Annotated in this window: 19 protein-coding genes; 15 read left to right on the top strand and 4 right to left on the bottom strand. The window is 70.4% G+C overall.

The window, feature by feature from the left end; translation table 11 throughout:
• Positions 1–84 precede the first annotated feature (84 nt).
• Together ACTWPT_RS13310 and ACTWPT_RS13305 are read left to right on the top strand one after the other, a co-directional pair.
• Positions 85–372, top strand: a complete 288-nt coding sequence (locus ACTWPT_RS13310; protein ID WP_443177634.1) for an antibiotic biosynthesis monooxygenase family protein — start codon at positions 85–87, stop codon at positions 370–372.
• Between the two features lie 95 nt (positions 373–467).
• A complete protein-coding gene (locus ACTWPT_RS13305; RefSeq protein ID WP_443177633.1) occupies positions 468–1,853 on the top strand; it encodes a glycine--tRNA ligase in 1,386 nt (461 codons plus the stop codon).
• Between the two features lie 355 nt (positions 1,854–2,208).
• Here ACTWPT_RS13305 and ACTWPT_RS13300 read toward each other — a convergent pair whose 3' ends face one another.
• On the bottom strand, positions 2,209–3,126 hold the full coding sequence (locus ACTWPT_RS13300; RefSeq protein ID WP_443177632.1) for a dienelactone hydrolase family protein: 918 nt from the start codon (positions 3,124–3,126) through the stop codon (positions 2,209–2,211).
• Positions 3,127–3,251: 125 nt separating this feature from the next.
• On the opposite strand from ACTWPT_RS13300, the gene ACTWPT_RS13295 reads away from it, so the two are divergent.
• Genes ACTWPT_RS13295 through ACTWPT_RS13265 form a run of 7 tightly spaced genes read left to right on the top strand, consistent with a single transcriptional unit; the run spans position 3,252 to position 9,097 of the window.
• Positions 3,252–3,398, top strand: a complete 147-nt coding sequence (locus ACTWPT_RS13295; protein WP_443177631.1) for a hypothetical protein — start codon at positions 3,252–3,254, stop codon at positions 3,396–3,398.
• Positions 3,395–4,390, top strand: coding sequence for an AAA family ATPase (locus tag ACTWPT_RS13290; RefSeq protein ID WP_443177630.1), 996 nt, complete (start codon positions 3,395–3,397; stop codon positions 4,388–4,390). The genes ACTWPT_RS13295 and ACTWPT_RS13290 overlap by 4 nt, the downstream gene beginning before the upstream one ends.
• A complete protein-coding gene (locus ACTWPT_RS13285) occupies positions 4,387–5,436 on the top strand; it encodes a DUF58 domain-containing protein (RefSeq protein WP_443177629.1) in 1,050 nt (349 codons plus the stop codon). The genes ACTWPT_RS13290 and ACTWPT_RS13285 overlap by 4 nt, the downstream gene beginning before the upstream one ends.
• Positions 5,433–6,374: a VWA domain-containing protein gene (locus ACTWPT_RS13280; protein WP_443177628.1), complete on the top strand. Its 942-nt coding sequence runs from the start codon at positions 5,433–5,435 to the stop codon at positions 6,372–6,374. Before ACTWPT_RS13285 ends, ACTWPT_RS13280 begins: the two co-directional genes overlap by 4 nt.
• The gene (locus ACTWPT_RS13275; protein ID WP_443177627.1) at positions 6,371–7,240 is read left to right on the top strand and encodes a S1C family serine protease; all 870 of its coding nucleotides are present in this window, start codon (positions 6,371–6,373) and stop codon (positions 7,238–7,240) included. The genes ACTWPT_RS13280 and ACTWPT_RS13275 overlap by 4 nt, the downstream gene beginning before the upstream one ends.
• Before the next feature lie 25 nt (positions 7,241–7,265).
• Positions 7,266–7,931, top strand: a complete 666-nt coding sequence (locus tag ACTWPT_RS13270; protein ID WP_443177626.1) for a response regulator transcription factor — start codon at positions 7,266–7,268, stop codon at positions 7,929–7,931.
• Positions 7,928–9,097: a HAMP domain-containing sensor histidine kinase gene (locus ACTWPT_RS13265; protein WP_443177625.1), complete on the top strand. Its 1,170-nt coding sequence runs from the start codon at positions 7,928–7,930 to the stop codon at positions 9,095–9,097. The genes ACTWPT_RS13270 and ACTWPT_RS13265 overlap by 4 nt, the downstream gene beginning before the upstream one ends.
• On the opposite strand, the gene ACTWPT_RS13260 is transcribed toward ACTWPT_RS13265, so the two are convergent.
• On the bottom strand, positions 9,089–10,441 hold the full coding sequence (locus ACTWPT_RS13260; protein ID WP_443177624.1) for a cytochrome b: 1,353 nt from the start codon (positions 10,439–10,441) through the stop codon (positions 9,089–9,091). The genes ACTWPT_RS13265 and ACTWPT_RS13260 overlap by 9 nt on opposite strands.
• A gap of 230 nt (positions 10,442–10,671) precedes the next feature.
• Between ACTWPT_RS13260 and ppdK the strand changes: the two genes are divergently transcribed.
• Together ppdK and ACTWPT_RS13250 are read left to right on the top strand one after the other, a co-directional pair.
• The gene (ppdK, locus tag ACTWPT_RS13255) at positions 10,672–13,308 is read left to right on the top strand and encodes a pyruvate, phosphate dikinase (RefSeq protein WP_443177623.1); all 2,637 of its coding nucleotides are present in this window, start codon (positions 10,672–10,674) and stop codon (positions 13,306–13,308) included.
• Between the two features lie 323 nt (positions 13,309–13,631).
• Positions 13,632–14,678, top strand: a complete 1,047-nt coding sequence (locus tag ACTWPT_RS13250) for a class I SAM-dependent methyltransferase (protein WP_443177622.1) — start codon at positions 13,632–13,634, stop codon at positions 14,676–14,678.
• Between the two features lie 99 nt (positions 14,679–14,777).
• Here the strand turns inward: ACTWPT_RS13250 and ACTWPT_RS13245 are convergent, their stop codons facing one another.
• A complete protein-coding gene (locus ACTWPT_RS13245; protein WP_443177621.1) occupies positions 14,778–15,452 on the bottom strand; it encodes a response regulator transcription factor in 675 nt (224 codons plus the stop codon).
• Between the two features lie 13 nt (positions 15,453–15,465).
• The gene (locus ACTWPT_RS13240; protein ID WP_443177620.1) at positions 15,466–16,302 is read right to left on the bottom strand and encodes a S1C family serine protease; all 837 of its coding nucleotides are present in this window, start codon (positions 16,300–16,302) and stop codon (positions 15,466–15,468) included.
• A gap of 115 nt (positions 16,303–16,417) precedes the next feature.
• Between ACTWPT_RS13240 and ACTWPT_RS13235 the strand changes: the two genes are divergently transcribed.
• From ACTWPT_RS13235 to ACTWPT_RS13220, 4 genes are read left to right on the top strand one after another with little or no spacing between them, the layout of a single operon-like run.
• Entirely contained in the window at positions 16,418–17,758 is a 1,341-nt protein-coding gene (locus ACTWPT_RS13235; RefSeq protein WP_443177619.1) for a sensor histidine kinase, read from the top strand.
• A 47-nt stretch (positions 17,759–17,805) separates the two neighbouring features.
• Positions 17,806–18,237: a DUF1003 domain-containing protein gene (locus ACTWPT_RS13230; RefSeq protein WP_443177618.1), complete on the top strand. Its 432-nt coding sequence runs from the start codon at positions 17,806–17,808 to the stop codon at positions 18,235–18,237.
• A 42-nt stretch (positions 18,238–18,279) separates the two neighbouring features.
• A complete protein-coding gene (locus ACTWPT_RS13225; protein WP_443177617.1) occupies positions 18,280–18,531 on the top strand; it encodes a hypothetical protein in 252 nt (83 codons plus the stop codon).
• Positions 18,528–18,956, top strand: a complete 429-nt coding sequence (locus ACTWPT_RS13220) for a hypothetical protein (RefSeq protein ID WP_443177616.1) — start codon at positions 18,528–18,530, stop codon at positions 18,954–18,956. The genes ACTWPT_RS13225 and ACTWPT_RS13220 overlap by 4 nt, the downstream gene beginning before the upstream one ends.
• Positions 18,957–19,009 lie beyond the last annotated feature (53 nt).

Genomic DNA, 19,009 nt, shown 5'->3' with positions numbered 1-19,009 from the left:
CGCGGGCACACCCGCGCAGGATGCGTCGACGAACACCTCGCCTATGGGCCCGTTGTGAACCTTCTTCCCCTCTAGGCTGGTCGCGTGCTCGCCGTGATCAGATACACCGTTCCAGAGTCCCAGTCCCAAGACTTCGTCAAGCAGGCCCACGCGATCCTCGACATGTTCGCCACCCAACCGGGCTACCAGCGTGGCAGGCTGGCCCGGTCGGTGGACGAGCCCAATCTGTGGGCGCTGGTCACCGATTGGGAGGGCGCAGGGTTCTATCGCAGGGCGCTCTCCGCCGCCCGGATGGTGATGTATCCGCTGATGATCCTCATGGTGAACGAGCCCAGCGCGTATGAGGACGTCTACATACAGGACGGGGCGTAAACAATTCTCGCGCGCGAGAACGTGTGACCGTCCCCTAAGCTGGGAGCTCACGAATTTTACTCGCCGACCTCCAGCCGGAAAGAGAACCAACCACAATGGCACGACGCACCGACGTCATGGACACCATCGTCAGCCTCGCCAAACGCCGCGGGCTCGTATACCCGTCGAGCGAGATATACGGCGGACTGCGCGCGTCGTGGGACTACGGTCCCCTGGGCGTCGAGCTGAAGAACAACGTCAAGCGGCAGTGGTGGCTGTCGACGGTCCAGGCCCGCGAGGACATCGTCGGCCTCGACTCCTGCGTCATCCTGGCGCCCGAGGTGTGGCGGGCCAGCGGCCACGTCGACACCTTCACCGACCCGCTGACCGAGTGCCTGTCCTGCCACAAGCGGTTCCGCGCCGATCACCTCATCGAGGCGTACGAGGAGAAGAACGGCAAGACGCCCGAGGGCGGCCTGGCCGACATCACCTGCCCCAACTGCGGCAACAAGGGCACCTTCACCGAGCCGCGGCAGTTCAGCGGCCTGCTCAAGACGTTCCTCGGCCCGGTCGAGGACGAGTCGGGCCTGGCCTTCCTGCGCCCCGAGACCGCGCAGGGCATCTTCATCAACTACCTCAACGTGCAGCAGTCGGCGCGTAAGAAGATCCCGTTCGGCATCGGCCAGATCGGCAAGTCGTTCCGCAACGAGATCACACCGGGCAACTTCATCTTCCGCACCCGCGAATTCGAGCAGATGGAGATGGAGTTCTTCGTCAAGCCGGGCACGGACGAGGAATGGCACCAATACTGGATCGACGAGCGCTTCCGCTGGTACTCCGACCTCGGCATCAACAAGGACAACCTCCGGCTCTACGAGCACCCCAAGGAAAAGTTGTCCCACTACTCCAAGCGCACCGTCGACGTCGAATACCGGTTCAACTTCACCGGCTCGGAGTGGGGTGAGCTCGAGGGCATCGCCAACCGCACCGACTTCGACCTGACCGCCCACTCCAAGGCGTCGGGCGTCGACCTCAGCTTCTTCGAGCAGGACACCGGGGAGCGTTACGTCCCCTACGTCATCGAGCCGGCGGCCGGCGTCGACCGGGCCGCGCTGACGTTCCTGCTGGACGCCTACAGCGAGGACGAGGCGCCCAACGCCAAGGGTCAGATGGAGAAGCGCACGGTCATGCGGCTCGACCACCGGCTCGCCCCGGTCAAGGCCGCGGTGCTGCCTCTGTCGCGCAACGCCGACCTGTCGCCGAAGGCCCGGGACCTGGCCGCGCAGCTGCGCCGCAGGTGGAACGTGGAGTTCGACGACGCGGGCGCCATCGGCCGTCGTTACCGGCGTCAAGACGAGATCGGCACGCCGTTCTGCATCACGGTCGACTTCGACACGCTGGAAGACCAGGCGGTGACGATTCGCGAGCGGGACAGCATGGCCCAGGAGCGCATCTCCATCGACGCCGTGGAGTCCTACCTGCGTCAGCACCTCAATGATTGATTTTTAGAGTTCGTCTCACAGGCCGCTCGCCGTTTCTCGGCGGGCGGCCGTTTTCTTCAAGGGCCAGGCCATCCTTTACGGCAAGCCGGCTCCTCCCGCCGCACTTCGGCTTGCCGTTTTTCTTCAAGGGCCAGGCCATCCTTTACGGCAAGCCGCCTCCTCCCGCCGCACTTCGGCTTGCCGTTTTTCTTCAAGGGCCAGACCATCCTTTACGGCAAGCCACGTGGGCTCCTCCCGCCGCACTTCGGCTGATGGCCCTCCAGGGGGACGCTCCTCCGCCTCACCGGCGCGCCGCCGTGACGCGCGCATGCTCGGCCGGCTCCGTGGTGCCACGTGCCCGTTCGCGGGACGCTGATCAGGACAGGTGGCGGTCGAACCAGGCCAGGACCCGCTCGTAGGCCTGGGAGGCCGCCTGCGCGTTGTACCGCTGTCCCGTGTCGTTGAAGAACGCGTGCCCCACCCCGGGGAACGTCACGATCTCGTGCGTCAGCCCGGCCTTCTGCAGGGCGGCCTCGGCGGCGTCCCTGGTGGCGTTCACCCGGTCGTCCTGCTCGGCGTACACCCCGAGGACGGCGGCCTTGGTGCCGGCCATGTCGGCGTTGTCCGGCAGCGGTCCATAGAAGGGCACGGCGGCGGCCAGGCGAGGCTCCGCGGACGACAGCAGCAACCACGTCATCCCGCCTCCGAAGCAGAAGCCCATCATGCCGAGCTTCGCCCCCTCGGCCCGCCGCTCCAGCTCTCCCACGGCGGCCTTCATGTCGGCCACGAACCGCTCCGGCTGGATCTCCCCGAGCTTGGCGGTGGCCTGCGCGGTGTCCGTGAACGACGCGGTACCGCCCTCCCGGGACAGCAGGTCGAGAGCCAGGGCCGAGTAGCCGCTCGCGGCCAGGCGGCCGGCGACCGAGCGGATGTGGTCGGTGAGGCCGCGGTTCTCGTGGATCACCAGGACGGCGCCCTTGGCGTCGCCTTCGGCGGCCGCCCACGCGGCCTGCAACGTCGTGCCCTCGGGCCCGGCGAACGTGATCGCCTCCGTCGGCAGCGGCGCAGGCCCCGCCGGGCTCGCCGTCGTGGTGGCGGGAGCGGGCGTGGTCGCCGCCGTGGTGGTGGGCGCAGCCGCCTCCTCGGATGCGCCGCAGGCGGCCAGGAGGGCGGTGGCGGCGGGCAGTCCCAGGCCCAGCAGCGCGAGCCGCCGCAGCGCCTCGCGGCGGGGGATGAGGCCGTCCGCGTGGTCGTGGGCCACCTCTTCCGCGAGGTAGCGCTGGATGGGCGTCATGCCGGAGGTCTACCCTGCCCAACCGAAAAATCGTGTAAAGGCGAAGGTTACGCCGGTTTTCGCGGTCGCCTGATGACATGCCTTCTAAGCCCGGAATGGGGCCTATACGAGGGACAAGGGAAACCATGCGTACATCACGTTTCGCTCTTGTGTTGCTGGCCGTAGCCGCAGCGCTGATGACGGGGAGCGCCGCGTTCGCCGAACCTGAGCCGAGCGCGCTGGAGCTACGGGTCGTCATGGACGACTGCCCCCTGACGGAAACGCAGCCATGACGGACCCCGCGCTCCTGGAAAGGGCGCTGTTCGAGGTCAAGCGGGTGATCGTCGGGCAGGATCTCATGGTCGAGCGGCTGCTCGTGGCGGTGCTCGCCAAGGGGCACTGCCTGCTCGAAGGCGTGCCCGGCATCGCCAAGACGCTCGCCGCCGAGACCATGGCCACCGTGGTCGGCGGCACGTTCGCGCGTATTCAGTTCACGCCCGACCTGGTGCCCGCCGACATCGTCGGCACCAGGATCTACCGGCCGTCGACCGAGAGCTTCGACATCGAGCTCGGCCCGGTCATGGCCAACCTGCTGCTCGCCGACGAGATCAACAGGGCGCCCGCGAAGGTGCAGTCGGCCCTGCTGGAGATCATGGCCGAGCGGCAGGTCAGCATCGGCGGCGTCACCCACGAGGTGCCGACGCCGTTCCTGGTGCTGGCCACGCAGAACCCGATCGAGTCCGAGGGCGTCTACCACCTGCCCGAGGCGCAGCGAGACCGCTTCCTCATGAAGATCGACGTGGACTATCCCAGCGAATCGGAGGAGCTGGCGATCGTCTACCGCATGAGTGTGGACCCGCCCACGCCCCAGCAGATCCTCGACCCTGCTCGCGTCGTCGCGTTGCAGCGGCGGGCGGAGGAGGTCTTCGTCCATCACGCGGTCGCCGAGTACGCCGTCCGCCTCGTCTACGCCACCCGCGACCCCGACCGGTACGGGGTGCAGGACGCGCGGCGGCTGCTGGCGTTCGGCGCGAGCCCCAGGGCCACGCTCGGCCTGTTGGCCGCCGGCCGGGCGCTGGCGCTCCTGCGGGGACGCGACTACGTGCTGCCGGAGGACGTACGGGACCTGGCGCACGACGTCATGGCCCACCGGCTGGTGCTCTCCTTCGACGCGCTGGCCGACGGCGTGATGCCCAGGCAGATCGTGGACCGCGTGCTGGCCGCCGTGCCGCTGCCGGTCATCGCCCCGCAGCAGGAAACGCAGCCGCAGGGGGCTGTGGCATGAAGCCGTACCTGATGGCAGAGCCCGCGCTGCGCAGGCTCGAGCTGACGATCACCAGGAGGCTGGATGGATTGCTCCAGGGCGAACACCTGGGGCTGCTGCCAGGTCCCGGGAGCGAGCCGGCGGAGACCCGGCCGTACCAGCCGGGCGACGACGTGCGGCGCATGGACTGGAACGTCACCGCCCGCACGAACGAGCCCTACGTGCGCGACCTGGTCGCCGACCGGGAGCTGGAGATCTGGGCCCTGCTCGATGCCACCGCCAGCATGGACTTCGGCACCGCGGCGATGGAGAAGCGCGAGCTGGCCCTGTCCGCGCTGGCCGCGGTCGGCTTCCTCACCCAGCGGACCGGCAACCGCATCGGCACCCACATGCTGCACGGCGGCGGCGTCAGGACGCTGCCCGCCAGGACGGGCCGGCCGCACCTGATGGCGTTGCTGCAGGCCGCGTTCGGGCTGCCCCGCACGCCGCCGGGGGTGGCCGAGCCGCTGCTCGGCGTGGCGGCCGAGCAACTGGGCCGGGTGGTGCGCCGCCGCGGCCTGATGGTCGTCGTGTCGGACTTCCTGGACTCGCCCGAGACGTGGGAGCTGCCGCTGCGCAAGCTCACCGCCAGGCACCAGGTGCTGGCCGTGGAGGTGCTCGACCCGCGCGAGCTCACCCTGCCGAACGTGGGGATCCTGACGCTGATCGACCCGGAGACCGGGCGGCGGCGCGAGGTCTCGACCGCCAGTGCGCGGCTGCGGCGCAGGTACGCCGAGGCGGCGGCCGGGCAGCGCGACGCCATCGCGCAGGCGATGCGCCGGGCCGGGGCTACCCACCTGCGGCTGCGTACCGACCGGGACTGGGTACGCGACCTGGTCAAACACGTCATGAGACAGCGCCGCCTGGCCACGCTGGCCGCCAGCCCCGCCTTCCCGGCGCGCTCGGCCGGCTCGGGAGCGGTCAGTCCGGGAGCGGTCAGTCCGGGAGCGGTCGGCCCGGGAGCGGCCGGCCCGGGAGCGGCCGGGCCCAGAACGGCCGGGCCGCCCGAGGGAGGTGATGTGGCGTGACGTTGCTCGCGCCAATCTGGTTGTTGTTGCTCATCCCGGTGGCCCTGCTCGCCGTCACCTATGTGGTGGTGCAGCTGAGGCGCAGCGCGTACGCCGTCCGCTTCACCAACCTCGACCTGCTCGACAAGGTCGCGCCGAGACGGCCGGGCTGGCGGCGGCACCTGCCCGCGGCGGCACTGCTGCTCATGTTCGCCCTGCTCGTGGTGGGTTTCGCCCGGCCTCAGGCCGAGGTCACGGTGCCCAGGGAACGGGCGACGATCATGGTGGCGTTCGACGTGTCCGCGTCCATGGGCGCAACCGACGTCTCCCCGAACCGCTTCGAGGCGGCCAAGCAAGCGGCCAGGCAGTTCGTGCAGGGCCTGCCGGAGCGGTTCAACCTGGGCCTGGTGTCGTTCTCCTCGGCGGCCGCGGTCGCCGTGCCGCCGACCACGGACCGGCAGGCGGTGCTGACGGCGCTCGACCGGCTCACCATGGAGTCCGGCACCGCCATCGGCGACGCGGTCTACTCCTCGCTGGAGGCCATCGCCTCGCTCGACTCGGAGGAGGAGACGCCGCCCGCGCACGTCGTGCTGCTGTCGGACGGCTCCAACACCACCGGCCGCACGGTCTCCGACGCGGCGGCGGAGGCGGCCAACCGGCGCGTCCCGGTCACCACCATCGCGTACGGCACGCCGGACGGCACCATCAATCTCTCCGGCCGCGACGTGCCGGTGCCCGTGGACGGCCCCGCGCTGCGCGGGCTGGCCGACACCGCGGGCGGCGGTTTCTACGAGGCGGCGACCGGCGACCAGTTGCAGGCGGTCTACGAGGACATCGGAACCTCGGTCGGTTACCGGACCGAGCGTCAGGAGGTATGGCAGTGGTTCGTGGCGGCGGGCCTGATCTTCGCGTTGATCGCGGCGATGACGTCGATGTTGTGGTTCTCGAGGCTCCCGTGAGGGGGCTGGGCAGCCCGCGCGGGCCCGAGTTCGTCACCCTGCCGATGCAGGACCGCTCCGAAGCGGCCGCGGCGCCCGGCATCACGCTTCCGCAGGGGCCCAGGTCGGCCCCGACGACACCCAAGACCCCGCCCAGGGGACGCCTGCTGGTGGCCGCCGCGCTCGTCGCGGCGGTCACCGGGGCGGGGGCGGGCGTGGTGGGGGGCCGGCTCTTCGAAGGGTCCGAGCCGGCCCCCGCCGCTGCCGCGCTCCCCAGGGCGGCGCCCGTCCCCTCGGCCAGCCTCAGCGGACTCAGCGCGACGGCGGCCCGCGTCCTGCCCAGCGTGGTGTCCGTGGAGGTCGGCCGAGGCGGCGGATCGGGGTTCGTGGTGGACGACCGTGGCCACATCCTCACCAACGCGCACGTGGTGCAGGGCTCCGACCAGGTGACCGTGATACTCAACGACGGCCGCCGGCTGTCCGCCCAGGTGATCGGCGAGGACGACGACGAGGACCTGGCCGTGCTGGAGGTGTCTTACCCGGGCGATCTGACACCCGCCACGCTCGGCAGGTCCGGGGACCTTGCGGTCGGCGACCAGGTGCTCGCGATCGGCTCGCCCCTGGGCCTGTCGGGTACGGTCACCGCCGGCATCGTCAGCGCACTCGACCGCGAGGTGCGGCTGGGCGGCGCCCGGCGGACGGCCGTGCAGACGGACGCGTCGATCAACCCGGGCAACTCGGGCGGCCCGCTGGTGAACACCCGGGGCGAGGTCGTCGGCGTGAACACCGCGATCGCGGCCGGGCGGGGCGGCGGCAACATCGGCATCGGCTTCGCCATCCCCATCGATCGGGCCGCTCCCATCGCGGAACGAATCATCCGAAATTAGGAGTGCCCAAACTAGGGTGCAAGATATGCGACTGCTTGTGGTGGAGGACGAGGAGGACCTGGTCGACGCGTTGCGCGTGGGCCTGGTCAGGGCCGGATACGCGGTCGACGTGGCCTACGACGCGCCGGCCGCGCACGAGAAGTTGCAGGTCAACACGTACGACCTGGTCCTGCTCGACCTCAACCTGCCCGGCGGCGACGGCTTCCAGCTGTGCCGCACCGTACGCGCCGCGGGCAAGGGCGTGCGGATCATCATGGTGACCGCCCGCGACCGGCTGGACGACCGCGTACGCGGGCTCGACGAGGGAGCCGACGACTACGTGGTCAAGCCGTTCGCGTTCCCCGAGCTGCTGGCCAGAGTGCGGGCCCTGCTGCGCAGGGACTCCAGCGGCGGCACGTCGGTGATCCAGGTGGGCGGATTACGGATCGACACCGCGCGGCTGGAGGTCACGCTGGACGGCCGGTCGCTGGCGCTCACTCCCAAGGAGTACGGCGTGCTGCACTACCTGATGACCAGGCCCGGCCACGTCGTGTCCAGCGAGGAACTGCTCGAGCACGTCTGGGACGAGCACGCCGACCCCTTCACCAACACCGTGCGCGTCACGGTCGGCAACTTGCGCCGCAAGCTGCAGGAGGAGGGCCTCATCGAGACGGTGATCAGCCGGGGCTACCGGCTCAAGGAGCCGACATGATCCACACCATTCGCTTCCGGCTCACCGTGCTCTACTCGGGTCTGCTGTTCGTGCTGGCCACGCTCGTACTCGGCGGCATCTACTACGCCGTCTCGAAGTCCACCGACCAGCGCCCGTACACCACCGAGTACGCCAAGGTGTACAACGACGGGCGGTATGTCGACAAGCGTCAGGTCGTCTTCGTCGAGGAGGTGGAGAACGCCATCAACGTCCGGACGATGGCCACGCTCCGCGACTACTCCCTCTACACCCTGGCCGGTCTCTACGTCGCCAGCCTGGGCATCGGCTGGGTGCTGTCCGGCCGCGTGCTGCGTCCGGTCAGGTCGATCACCCGCACCACGGAGGACATCCAGGCCACGGACCTGAAGCGGCGCATCAACCTGAACGGGCCGCGCGACGAGCTGAAGGACCTGGCCGACACGATCGACACCATGCTCGACCGCCTGGAGGAGGCGTTCCGGGCGCAGCGCCAGCTCATCGACGACGCCTCGCACGAGCTGCGCAGCCCGCTGACCATCATCCGGGCGAACGTGGACGCCGTGCTCGCCGACCCTGACGCCAGCGAGGAGGAGCGGGTCAGGGCCGTGGCCATCGTGGACCGCGCGACCACTCGCATGACCAGGCTGGTGGAGGACCTGCTGGCCAGCGCCAGACGGCAGGGCGGCGCGTTCGCCGACACCGACCTCGACCTGTCCCGGGTCGTGGCGGAGGCGTGCGAGGAGCACGTGGCCCCCGCCGCCGCCCGCGACGTGACGATCACCCGCGATCTGGGGCGCGGCCTGGAGATGACCGGCGACTCCGACGCGCTGCGGCGTGCGGTGGCGAACCTGCTCTCCAACGCGGTGCGCCTGTCGCCCCCCGGCGGCACGATCAGGGTCGCGACAGGCCGGTGGGAGGGCTGGTTGTGGGTCGCGGTCCGGGACGACGGCCCAGGGCTGCGAGAGGCCGACCAGGAGCGGGTGTTCGACCGGTTCTGGCGCGGCGAGGCCAGCCGCCGCGACCGCCACACGGGCCTCGGCCTGGCCATCGTCCGGCAGATCGTGGAGTCGCACGGGGGACGCGTCGCGGTGTTCTCCCGGCTGGGCGAGGGGGCGACGTTCGTATCGTGGTTCCCACCGCGCGACGGCGTGCCCGGCGTGCCGCCCGAGGACAACCCGCTAGGGTGACCGCCTGCGGCAGACGGCGCGGGTGACGAGGAAGGCCACCACCGGCAGCACGAACACGGCTGCCCGCAGCCCCAGGATGATCATCTCGTAGGTGGCGGTCGGGACCGTCAGCAACGCGGGCGGAGCAGGTGGCGGCTGCGGGAATCCGGGTGCGGAGTGCATCACGGGCGGGATCTCCGAGACCCACGTCCCCGCCCACAACACGGTGAAGAACGTGATGACCGCGACGCCCAGAGCCGTACGCACCGGCGCCTGCGACGGCCGGTCCAGCAGCTGGTGATGATCCCCGTCGCCGGTGAACCGCCGCTCCAGGAACGGATAGAGCAGCAGCACGCCGAAGAACACCGTCAGGATCAGCGGCGGCACCCACAGCCCTGGCTGCAGCACGTACCCGCCGACGACGATCTCCCACCCCGGCACGAGCCGCTGCGCGCCGTCCAGCACCCCGAAATACCAGAACGGCTGCGCCGACACCGGATAGGCGCCGGGGTTGTACGCCCCGTGCTCCCACACCGGGTTCACTCGCGCAAGCGTGGCAAGGGCCGCGATCGCCCCGATCGTGAACAGCGCCGTCGCCCCGTTCTTGATCGCGAAGTACGGGAAGAAGGGCCCGCCGGTCACGGTGCGCTCGCCGGCCGCAGTGGCCCGGCGCTCGGTATGCTTCTGCCGCCAGGTGAGGATCAGCCCGTGCAGCGGGACCAGCGCCAGCAGGATCCCCGGCACCAGCAGCACGTGCGTGACGAAGATCCGCGGAATGACGTTTCCCGGGAACCCGCCGTCGAACACGAACGCCGACAGGTACGTCCCCACCAGCGGAATCGACAGCAGCAGCCCCTGCGCCTGCCGCAGCCCCGTCATCGCGAGCTGATCGCCGGGCAGCGACACGCCCAGGAACGACTCGAAGAGCACCAGACCGAACAGCACCACCCCGAGCATCCACGTCAGCTCACGCGGCTTCCTGAACGCGCCGGTGAAGAACACCCGGCACAGGTGCGCCACGATCGCCAGCACGAACACGGTCGCCGACCAGTGGTGCAGCTGCCGCATCAGCAGCCCGCCCCGCACCTCCATGCTGATCTCCACGGCGGAGGCGAAGGCCACGCCCGGGTTGGGCTTGTAGAACAACGTCAGGAACGTGCCTGTGAGCACCAGCAGCGCGAACGAGTACAGCGCCAGCTCGCCCAGCAGGAACGACCAGTGGCTGGGGAAGAGTTTGCGAAGCTGCGGCCGGAACCAGCGCGCGAACGGCAGCCGATCGTCCAGATAGATCGCGGCGTCGCGGGCCGTCTTTGCCGAACCGGCGACGATACGAGCGCGCCTCTTGGGCTTGGTAGGAGTGGCCATGGGCGCCTCCTGGCGGGGGTGTGATCCGATTCTGCACCGGCACTCGCCCTTTCACAAGAATTGGTGTAAACCAATTGGTATAAACCAATCTTCCACCGTCCGTCCATAAAATTGGATTAGACCTGTTGTGGGCCCTGTACCAGCAGAAATACCGATATATGAGAGGAGTGCAGTTTCATCATCAATTCCACCGGTAGAGTCCGGGACAGAGGCGTTGGATTGGAGCTGTGGTGGCCAAGCATGTTTACGATTTCATCGAGGGCAACAGGAATCTCAAGGATCTTCTCGGCGGTAAAGGCGCGAACCTCGCGGAGATGACCAATCTCGGGCTGCCCGTTCCCCCTGGATTCACGATCACCACCGAGGCGTGCCGCCACTACCTGGCGGTCGGCGCCCTGCCGGACGGCCTGGAGCAGGAGGTCGCCGGGCATCTGGACGCACTCGAGAAGAAGATGGGCAGGAAGCTCGGGCAGGCCGACGATCCGCTCCTGGTGAGCGTGCGATCCGGGGCGAAGTTCTCCATGCCGGGCATGATGGAGACGGTCCTCAACATCGGCCTCAACGACGAGTCCGTGCACGGCCTGGCCAAGCAGGCCGGCGGCAACGAGCGGTTCGCCTGGGACTCCTACCGCAGGCTCATCCAGATGTTCGGCAAGACCGTGCTGGACATCGACGGCGAGCTGTTCGAGCGCGCGCTCGACGAGCTCAAGGGCCGGCGCCAGGACACCGACCTGGACGCGGACGAGCTGCAGCGCCTGGTGGAGACGTACAAGGGGATCGTGCGCGAGCAGACCGGCAAGGACTTCCCCACCGACCCGCGCGAGCAGATGCGCCTGGCGGTCATGGCCGTCTTCGACTCCTGGAACGCCCCACGTGCCATCCTCTACCGCCGCCAGGAACGCATCCCCGCCGACCTCGGCACCGCCGTCAACATCATGGCCATGGTCTTCGGCAACTACGGCGACGACTCCGGCACCGGCGTGGCCTTCACCCGCGACCCGGGGTCGGGCCGGCAGGGCATCTACGGCGACTACCTGCAGAACGCCCAGGGCGAGGACGTGGTGGCGGGCATCCGCAACACGATCCCGCTGGAGGACCTCGAACGCATCGACAAGCACTCGTACGACGAGCTCCTCGGGATCATGGAGACGCTCGAGACGCACTACAAGGACCTGTGCGACATCGAGTTCACCATCGAGCGCGGCAAGTTGTGGATGTTGCAGACGCGGGTCGGCAAGCGGACCGCGGCGGCCGCGTTCTGCATCGCGACCCAGCTCGTCGACCAGGGCCTGATCACCCTCGACGACGCCGTCACCCGGGTCACCGGCGACCAGCTGGCCCAGCTCATGTTCCCCCGCTTCGACGCGGGCGCCGACAGGAAGAAGATCGCCAAGGGCATGAACGCCTCCCCGGGCGCCGCCGTCGGCAAGGCCGTCTTCTCCTCAGAACGGGCCGTGGAGCTGACCGAGCAGGGTGAGGACGTCATCCTGATCCGCCGCGAGACCAACCCCGACGACCTGGCCGGCATGATCGCCGCCAAGGGCATCCTGACCAGCCGTGGCGGCAAGACCTCCCACGCCGCCGTGGTCGCCCGAGGCATGGGCAAGACCTGCGTGTGCGGGGCCGAGGAGCTCGACGTCAACACCCGGGAGCGGACCTTCACGGCGCCGGACGGCGTGGTCGTGTCGGAAGGCGACGTGCTCTCCATCGACGGCACGACCGGCGAGGTGTTCCTCGGCGAGGTCCCGGTGGTGCCGTCGGCCGTGGTGGAGTACTTCGAGGGCGCCGAACCCGGCGACGAGCTCGTCAAGGCCGTGGACCGCATCATGCGCCGCGCCGACGAGGCCCGCCGGCTGGGCGTGCGGGCCAACGCCGACACCCCGGAGGACGCCGCCCGCGCCCGCCGCTTCGGCGCCCATGGCATCGGCCTGTGCCGTACCGAGCACATGTTCTTGGGCGAGCGCCGGCGGCTGGTCGAGGACCTGGTCCTGGCGGCCACGGACGAGGAACGTCAGACGGCGCTCGACGCGCTGGAGCCCCTCCAGAAGTCCGACTTCATCGGGATATTTCAGGCTATGGGGGGCGACCCCGTTACCATCCGCCTGATCGACCCGCCCCTGCACGAGTTCCTGCCCGACATCGTGGACTTGTCCGTCAAGGTGGCAACGTCGCAGGACGTCACGGACAAGGACCGCAAGCTCCTGGCCGCGGTGAGGCGCCTCCACGAGCAGAACCCGATGCTCGGCCTGCGCGGCGTCCGCCTCGGCCTGGTGATCCCTGGCCTGTTCACGATGCAGGTACGGGCGATCGCCCAGGCCGCCAAGGAGGTCCCCGGCGCGCGCCCGGAGATCATGATCCCACTGGTGGCGGCCGTACAGGAGCTGGAGTCGGTACGCGAGGAAACCGTCAAGATCCTTGCAGAGATGGGCGTCGAGGCCCTGATCGGCACCATGATCGAGGTGCCGCGCGCGGCCCTGACGGCCGGCCAGATCGCCGAGGCCGCCGAGTTCTTCTCCTTCGGCACCAACGACCTGACCCAGATGGCCTGGGGCTTCTCCAGGGACGACGTGGAGTCGTCGTTCTTCCACCGCTACCTGGACCTGGGCATCTTCGGCGTCTCCCCGTTCGAGTCTCTGGACGGGGAGGGCGTGGGCCGGCTGATCAAGATCGCCGTGGAGGAGGGCCGGGCCGCCCGGCCGGACCTGCACCTGGGCATCTGCGGCGAGCACGGAGGCGACCCCGACTCGGTCCACTTCTGCCATGACGTGGGCCTGGACTACGTCTCGTGCTCCCCGTTCCGGATCCCGGTGGCCCGCTTGGAGGCCGGCCGCGCCGCCCTGAGTGACACCGACTCCGACACCCGCTGAAAGGCAAGGCTTCACATAGGGGCGCCAGGGTGGGCGCCGGCGAGAGCCCACCCTGGAAGTGCCCCGCCGGAGGCGTGGGCGCCGCATCGGCTGTCCGCGGCGCGTACCGGCGAGCCGGCGCGCTGCCTGACGATCCTTCATCGAACGGGTACGACCCGACACCGTGCTGACCTTCGGCCCGGACGGTGCTCCAGCATGCCCGTGATGAGGACGTGGTCACCGTGTCAGCACGACGACAGCCCGTGTGAGCGCCGTGAAAGGCCGCGAGCCGAGCCTTCCGCCGTGAGCCCGGTACGGGCCGGTCCGCGGGGAAGGAGACCAGGATGGACCACGAGAAGCTGAACGAGTTCCTTGACCGGTTCGTGACGGACCTGGCGGCGACAGAAGCCGCCGGCTCCGTCGTGATCGGCCACCGGCTCGGCCTCTACCGCGCGCTCGCGCCAGGCCCCGCGACGCCCGAGCAGTTCGCCGAGCGCACCGGGTGCCACCCGCGTTACCTCACCGAGTGGCTGCGCGGCCAGGCCGCCGGCGGGTACGTCAGCTACGATCCCGAGACCGGCCGCTTCTCGCTGACCGAGGAACAGGCGTTCTGCCTGGCCGACCCGAACGGCCCCAACGTGCCGGCCGCGTTCCTCGTCGCGCTGGGAATGTTGCGTGCCGAACCGCGGATCACCGAGGCGTTCCGCACCGGCGCAGGCGTCGGCTGGCACGAGCACGACGAGGACGTCTTCGTCGGCTCCGACGCGTTCTTCCGGCCCGGCTACGTGGCCGAGCTGATCCCGCACTGGATCCCGGCGCTGGACGGGGTCGACGAGAAGCTCACCGCCGGGGCCCGCGTGGCCGACCTCGGCTGTGGTCTCGGATCGTCGTCGCTGCTTCTCGCCGAGGCGTACCCGCGTACCACGGTCATGGGCTCCGACTACCACGCCGATTCGATCGCGCTGGCCCGCAAGAAGGCCGAGGGGGCCAGGCTCGGCGACCGGGTGAGCTTCGAGGTGGCCACGGCGCAGACCTTCACCGGGACGGGCTACGACCTGGTGACGATGTTCGACTGCCTGCACGACATGGGCGACCCGCTCGCGGCCGCGCGCCGGGTGCGGGAGGCGCTGGCTCCGGACGGCACGTGGCTGCTGGTGGAGCCGAACGCCTCCGACAAGGTGGAGGAGAACTTCACCCCGGTAGGACGGCTGTACTACAGCGGCTCCACCTTCCTCTGCGTGCCCAACGCTCTGTCTCAGCCGGGCGGCTACGCGCTGGGCGCGCAGGCCGGCGAGGCGGCCATCCGCGAGGTGGTCGCGGAGGCGGGCTTCACCCGGTTCCGGCGGGCCGCGCAGACCGCGTTCAACGTCGTCTACGAGATCCGTTTGTAAGAGGAGACGTCCAGCAACCGCGCGACCAGGTCGTCCAGCGCGTCCCGATGGTGGCTGAGCAGGTCGAGCTCCTGTAGCTGCCGGCCGGTCGAGAAGAGGTCAGACCGCGGGGTCGAGGCGGTAGCCGGCGCCGCGCACGGTCTGGATGTTGTCGCGGCCGAACGGCCGGTCCACTTTGTCACGCAGGTAGCGGACGTACACGTCGACCACGTTCGAGCCGCCGTCGTAGGCGAAGTCCCATACATGCTCGATCAGATGGGTCCGGCTGAGCACCTCGCCGGGCCGCCGCATGAACTCGTGCAGCAGCGCGAACTCCTTCGGCGACAGCGTGATCGCCGCCTCGCCGCGCCGCACCACGTGGCTGACCGGGTCCAGGATGAGATCGCCGACCTGCAGCACGGCCGGCCGCTCGTGCGGGTCGCGGCGGGTCAGGGCCCGCAGCCGGGCGTAGAGCTCCGACAACGCGAACGGCTTGGTGAGGTAGTCGTCGGCGCCCGAGTCCAGGCCGCGTACGCGGTCGGTCACGGCGTTGCGCGCGGTGAGCATGAGCACCGGGGCCCAGCGGCCCGCCGCGCGCATCCGCCGGCACACCTCGAACCCGTCCGGCGCGGGGATCATGGCATCGAGCACGACGGCGTCGTAGTCGTTCTCCGTGACGCTCCACAGCGCGTCCTCGCCGTTGCCCGCGGCGTCCACGGCGTAGCCCTCGCGGCGCAGTCCGCGGATCAGCATGCTGGACATGCCGGGATCGTCCTCTACGACGAGCACCCTCATGATTCCACCCTAGTCAGGCGAGCAGGTCGTCGATCGTGTGCCGGGCGCCGTTGATGGCGATGGAGAAGCCGATGTTCTGCGCGTCGCCGGCGGCGGCCGTGTTGATGCCGACGATCCGGCCGGATGCGTCCACGAGCGGGCCGCCGCTGTTGCCGGGGTTGATGGCCGCGTCGGTCTGGATCACGTGCTGCAGGCGCGCTCCCGCGTCGGTCTGGACGGTACGGTCCAGCGCGGACACGATGCCTTCTGTCACCGTCGGGCCGCCCGGCAGGGCCAGGGCGTTGCCGATCGCGATGACCGGGTCGCCGACCTTCAGCGTCGAGGAGTCCCCGAGCGGGGCGACCGGCAGGTTCGTGGCGTTCACCCGCAGCACGGCCAGGTCGGCCGCCGGGTCGCTGCGCAGCACCTTCGCCGTTAACGTCCGCCCGTCCCGCAGCGTGACGGTGATGGCCTGAGCGCCCTCGACGACGTGGTTGTTCGTGGCGATGAGGCCGTTGGCGGCGATCACGAACCCGGTGCCGGTGCCCTGCTCGGCCACTGGCTCCATGAGCGCGTTCACCCCGACGGAGCGGGTGCGTACCGTGACGATCGACGGCTCGATCTTGGCCAGGATGGCAGGCGCGTTCACCGCGGCCCCGGACACCGCGGGAACGGTGGCGGTGGTGGGCACACTGGCCCGGGCGACGTCGCGGCCGCCCAGGTAGCCGCCGGCGCCGGCGGCCGCCACCGCGGCGACGATGGCGACGGAGGCGGCCAGCACCCGGCCGCCCACCCGCCGCGACCGGTGAGAGGGGACGTCGGGGGCGGGGTAGGCATGCGACTGGCGTGGCTCGAAGGTGGGGACGCTCATGTCAGGCTCCTCGGGTGACGATCCGGTGTTCGTGACATCAGGATGTGAGCCCGTCGATGAGAGACAGATGAGAGCCGCCGCGGCCTGATCGGGCGGATTGTGCCAGGCTGTGCACGTGCGGCTGCTACCAGGCTCGATGCGGGCCCGTGTGACTCTCGTCACCGCGGCGGGGGCCGCCTGCGTGCTCGCCATCTGCCTCGCCCTCCTGTACGCCGCGCTCGACCGCCAGCTCTGGGCCGCCATCGACGCCGGGCTGACCGCCCGCGCCGGCGACCTGGCCGTGGCGCTCGAGGTCGGCGACGCCGTCGCGCTGACCGACGACCCGATGGCCCAGCTGTACGGCCCGGACGGCGGGGTGATGGCCGGCTCCGCCGCGCTGCGGGAGCGGCGGCTGCTCACCCCCGAGCAGGTCCGCCAGGCGGGGGACGGGACGCTGGCCACGCGGTCGCTGCCGGTCGGGGAGGACGGCGAGACGATCTCCGTACGGGTGCTGACGGAACGCATCGGCTCCGGCGTGCTGGCGGTCGCGGTGTCGGCCGAGCCCGTCCACGCCGCCCGCGACCGGCTGGCGCTGGTGCTCTTCCTCGCCGCGCCCCTGCTGGTCGGCGCGCTGGCCGTCGGCGCCTGGGCGGTCGTGCGCGCCGCGCTGCGGCCCGTCGACGCCCTGACCCGCGAGGCCGCCATCATCTCGTCGCTGGAGAGCGGCAGCAGCCTGCCCGCTGTGCCGGGGGATGACGAGATCGCCCGGCTCGCCCGTACCCTCAACGACATGCTGGCCCGGCTCGGCGTGGCGGCCGAGCGCGAGCGGGCGTTCGTGGACGACGCCAGCCATGAGCTGCGCACACCGCTCGCGGTGCTGCGGGGCGAGCTGGAGCTGGCACTCGACGCCATCGGCGACGACCGCGAGGTCGAGCAGTCACTGCGGGCCGCGCTCGGCGAGGCGGACCGGCTGTCGCGGCTGGCCGACGACCTGCTGCTGCTGGCGCGGGCCCGGACGGGCACGCTCGTCGTCCGCATCGAGGCCGTGGACCTGCTCGACCTGGCCGTCGCCGAGGCACGCCGTCTCGGGCCCGCGCTCGGCCTGCGCATCGAGGCGTCCGGTGAGCCTGTCGTGGTGAATGCCGACCCGGAGCGGCTCCGCCAGGTGCTGGCCAACCTGGCCCGCAACAGCGCGGCCGCCGGGGCGGGCACCGTGCGGATCCGGGTCACGAGCGACCGCGAGTCGGCCACGGTGGAGGTCGCCGACGACGGGCCCGGCTTCCCCGGCGGCCTGCTCGACGCGGCGTTCGCCCGCTTCACCAGAGGCGACGACGCCCGCAGCGGTGCGGCGCCCGGCGCGGGACTCGGCCTGTCGATCGTGCGGGAGGTGGTCATCGCGCACGGCGGCCTCGTCTCGGCCCGCAACGGCGCGCCCCTCGGGGGCGCGGTGGTGATCGCCCGCCTGCCGCTGGGCTAGTTGCCCTTTTCATCCGGTTCTCATGTGCGGCGCGGCACGATCGAGTCATGCAGACCGATCACCACCTCGGCCGGACCTGGCGAAGCCGCTGGGAGCGCCATCCGGGTGTCCGCACGGGCAGCCGGCTCACCGTCGGCGAACGGGCGGCCGACCGGACGCGGCTCGTCATGGGGTCGTGGCCGTTCGTCCTCACCTTCCTCGCCGTGCTCGTCGTCTGGATCATCGGCAACGGCCGGCACGGCTTCGACCCGTATCCGTACATCCTGCTCAACCTGGTGCTGTCGTGCCTGGCGGGACTGCAGGCGTCCGTCCTGCTCATCGCGGGCAGGCGTAGCGACCAGGTGGCCTCGGAGCTCGCGATGCACGACTACCAGACCAACAAGAGCACGGCGGTGGCCATCGACTCGTTGCGTTCCGAGGTCGCCGACCTGGCCACCCAGCTGGCCCGCGTCGAGGCGTTGATGAAGACACGGCTATGAGCTGCGCCGCGCAGCGGCGTATGCAGTGTTAGATTCAAACGTATGCAGACGAAGGACAAGCGGACGAGCTTCTCCCATACCGAGGAGGTCGGCCGGCAACTCGGGAACGCGGCCGCCGCGCACGGGATGTCCGTCTCCACGTACGTGGGCGAGGCCGTCGCCGAGAAACTCGAACGCGATCGGCGCATGGCCGCCTGGCGCGAGCTCGTCGGCTATGACCTAGAGGCGGCCCCGGCCGAGACGCTCGCCCGCGTCCGCGCCATGTTCGACCGCATCGAGCAAAGCCATCGATGACGCTGCGTTTCCTGGACACAGGGCTGATCGTCGATCACGCCGCGCTCGCGGACTGGCTCGGCAAGGACACCGAGATCGAGGTGATCATCGGTGAGGCCGTCCGCCGGGGTTATCCGATCGTCGTCCCGGCCGTCGTCGTGGCGGAGGCGGCCCGCCAGGTCCGCACCGAGCCGGCTCGGGAACGACTCGACGGCCTCCTGCGGGTGATCGCCGACCACGTCGACGAGCTCGGCGCGGACGACGCCGTCACCGCGGGCTCGCTCGCCGCCGAGCACGACACCGCCTCGCTTCCTGCCGCCCACACCGCGCACGTGGCGCTGAGCCGCCGTGCCGAGGTCGGCAACGCCACCGACTGGCGCATCGTCACCCGCGACGCCGGCCCGTACGAGCGGCTGTGCCCAGCCGTGCCGGTCGCCTGGCCCTGACCGCGCCGTCACCATCGCTCCGGTGGAAGGGGACGCCTTCCTTGACGCACAGT

It is taken from the genome of Nonomuraea sp. 3N208 (assembly GCF_052245935.1).
Lineage (GTDB): Bacteria > Actinomycetota > Actinomycetes > Streptosporangiales > Streptosporangiaceae > Nonomuraea.
Note: the sequence above shows the minus strand (reverse complement) of the source record. Positions and strands in the feature narration are given on the sequence as shown.

Excerpts from the sequence above, each read along its gene's own strand:
- ACTWPT_RS13305 (WP_443177633.1), top strand. The coding sequence starts at position 468 with ATGGCACGACGCACCGACGTCATGGACACCATCGTCAGCCTCGCCAAA.
- ACTWPT_RS13300 (WP_443177632.1), bottom strand. The coding sequence starts at position 3,126 with ATGACGCCCATCCAGCGCTACCTCGCGGAAGAGGTGGCCCACGACCAC.
- ACTWPT_RS13295 (WP_443177631.1), top strand. The coding sequence starts at position 3,252 with ATGCGTACATCACGTTTCGCTCTTGTGTTGCTGGCCGTAGCCGCAGCG.
- ACTWPT_RS13290 (WP_443177630.1), top strand. The coding sequence starts at position 3,395 with ATGACGGACCCCGCGCTCCTGGAAAGGGCGCTGTTCGAGGTCAAGCGG.
- ACTWPT_RS13285 (WP_443177629.1), top strand. The coding sequence starts at position 4,387 with ATGAAGCCGTACCTGATGGCAGAGCCCGCGCTGCGCAGGCTCGAGCTG.
- ACTWPT_RS13270 (WP_443177626.1), top strand. The coding sequence starts at position 7,266 with ATGCGACTGCTTGTGGTGGAGGACGAGGAGGACCTGGTCGACGCGTTG.
- ACTWPT_RS13265 (WP_443177625.1), top strand. The coding sequence starts at position 7,928 with ATGATCCACACCATTCGCTTCCGGCTCACCGTGCTCTACTCGGGTCTG.
- ACTWPT_RS13260 (WP_443177624.1), bottom strand. The coding sequence starts at position 10,441 with ATGGCCACTCCTACCAAGCCCAAGAGGCGCGCTCGTATCGTCGCCGGT.
- ACTWPT_RS13250 (WP_443177622.1), top strand. The coding sequence starts at position 13,632 with ATGGACCACGAGAAGCTGAACGAGTTCCTTGACCGGTTCGTGACGGAC.
- ACTWPT_RS13245 (WP_443177621.1), bottom strand. The coding sequence starts at position 15,452 with ATGAGGGTGCTCGTCGTAGAGGACGATCCCGGCATGTCCAGCATGCTG.
- ACTWPT_RS13240 (WP_443177620.1), bottom strand. The coding sequence starts at position 16,302 with ATGAGCGTCCCCACCTTCGAGCCACGCCAGTCGCATGCCTACCCCGCC.
- ACTWPT_RS13230 (WP_443177618.1), top strand. The coding sequence starts at position 17,806 with ATGCAGACCGATCACCACCTCGGCCGGACCTGGCGAAGCCGCTGGGAG.
- ACTWPT_RS13225 (WP_443177617.1), top strand. The coding sequence starts at position 18,280 with ATGCAGACGAAGGACAAGCGGACGAGCTTCTCCCATACCGAGGAGGTC.
- ACTWPT_RS13220 (WP_443177616.1), top strand. The coding sequence starts at position 18,528 with ATGACGCTGCGTTTCCTGGACACAGGGCTGATCGTCGATCACGCCGCG.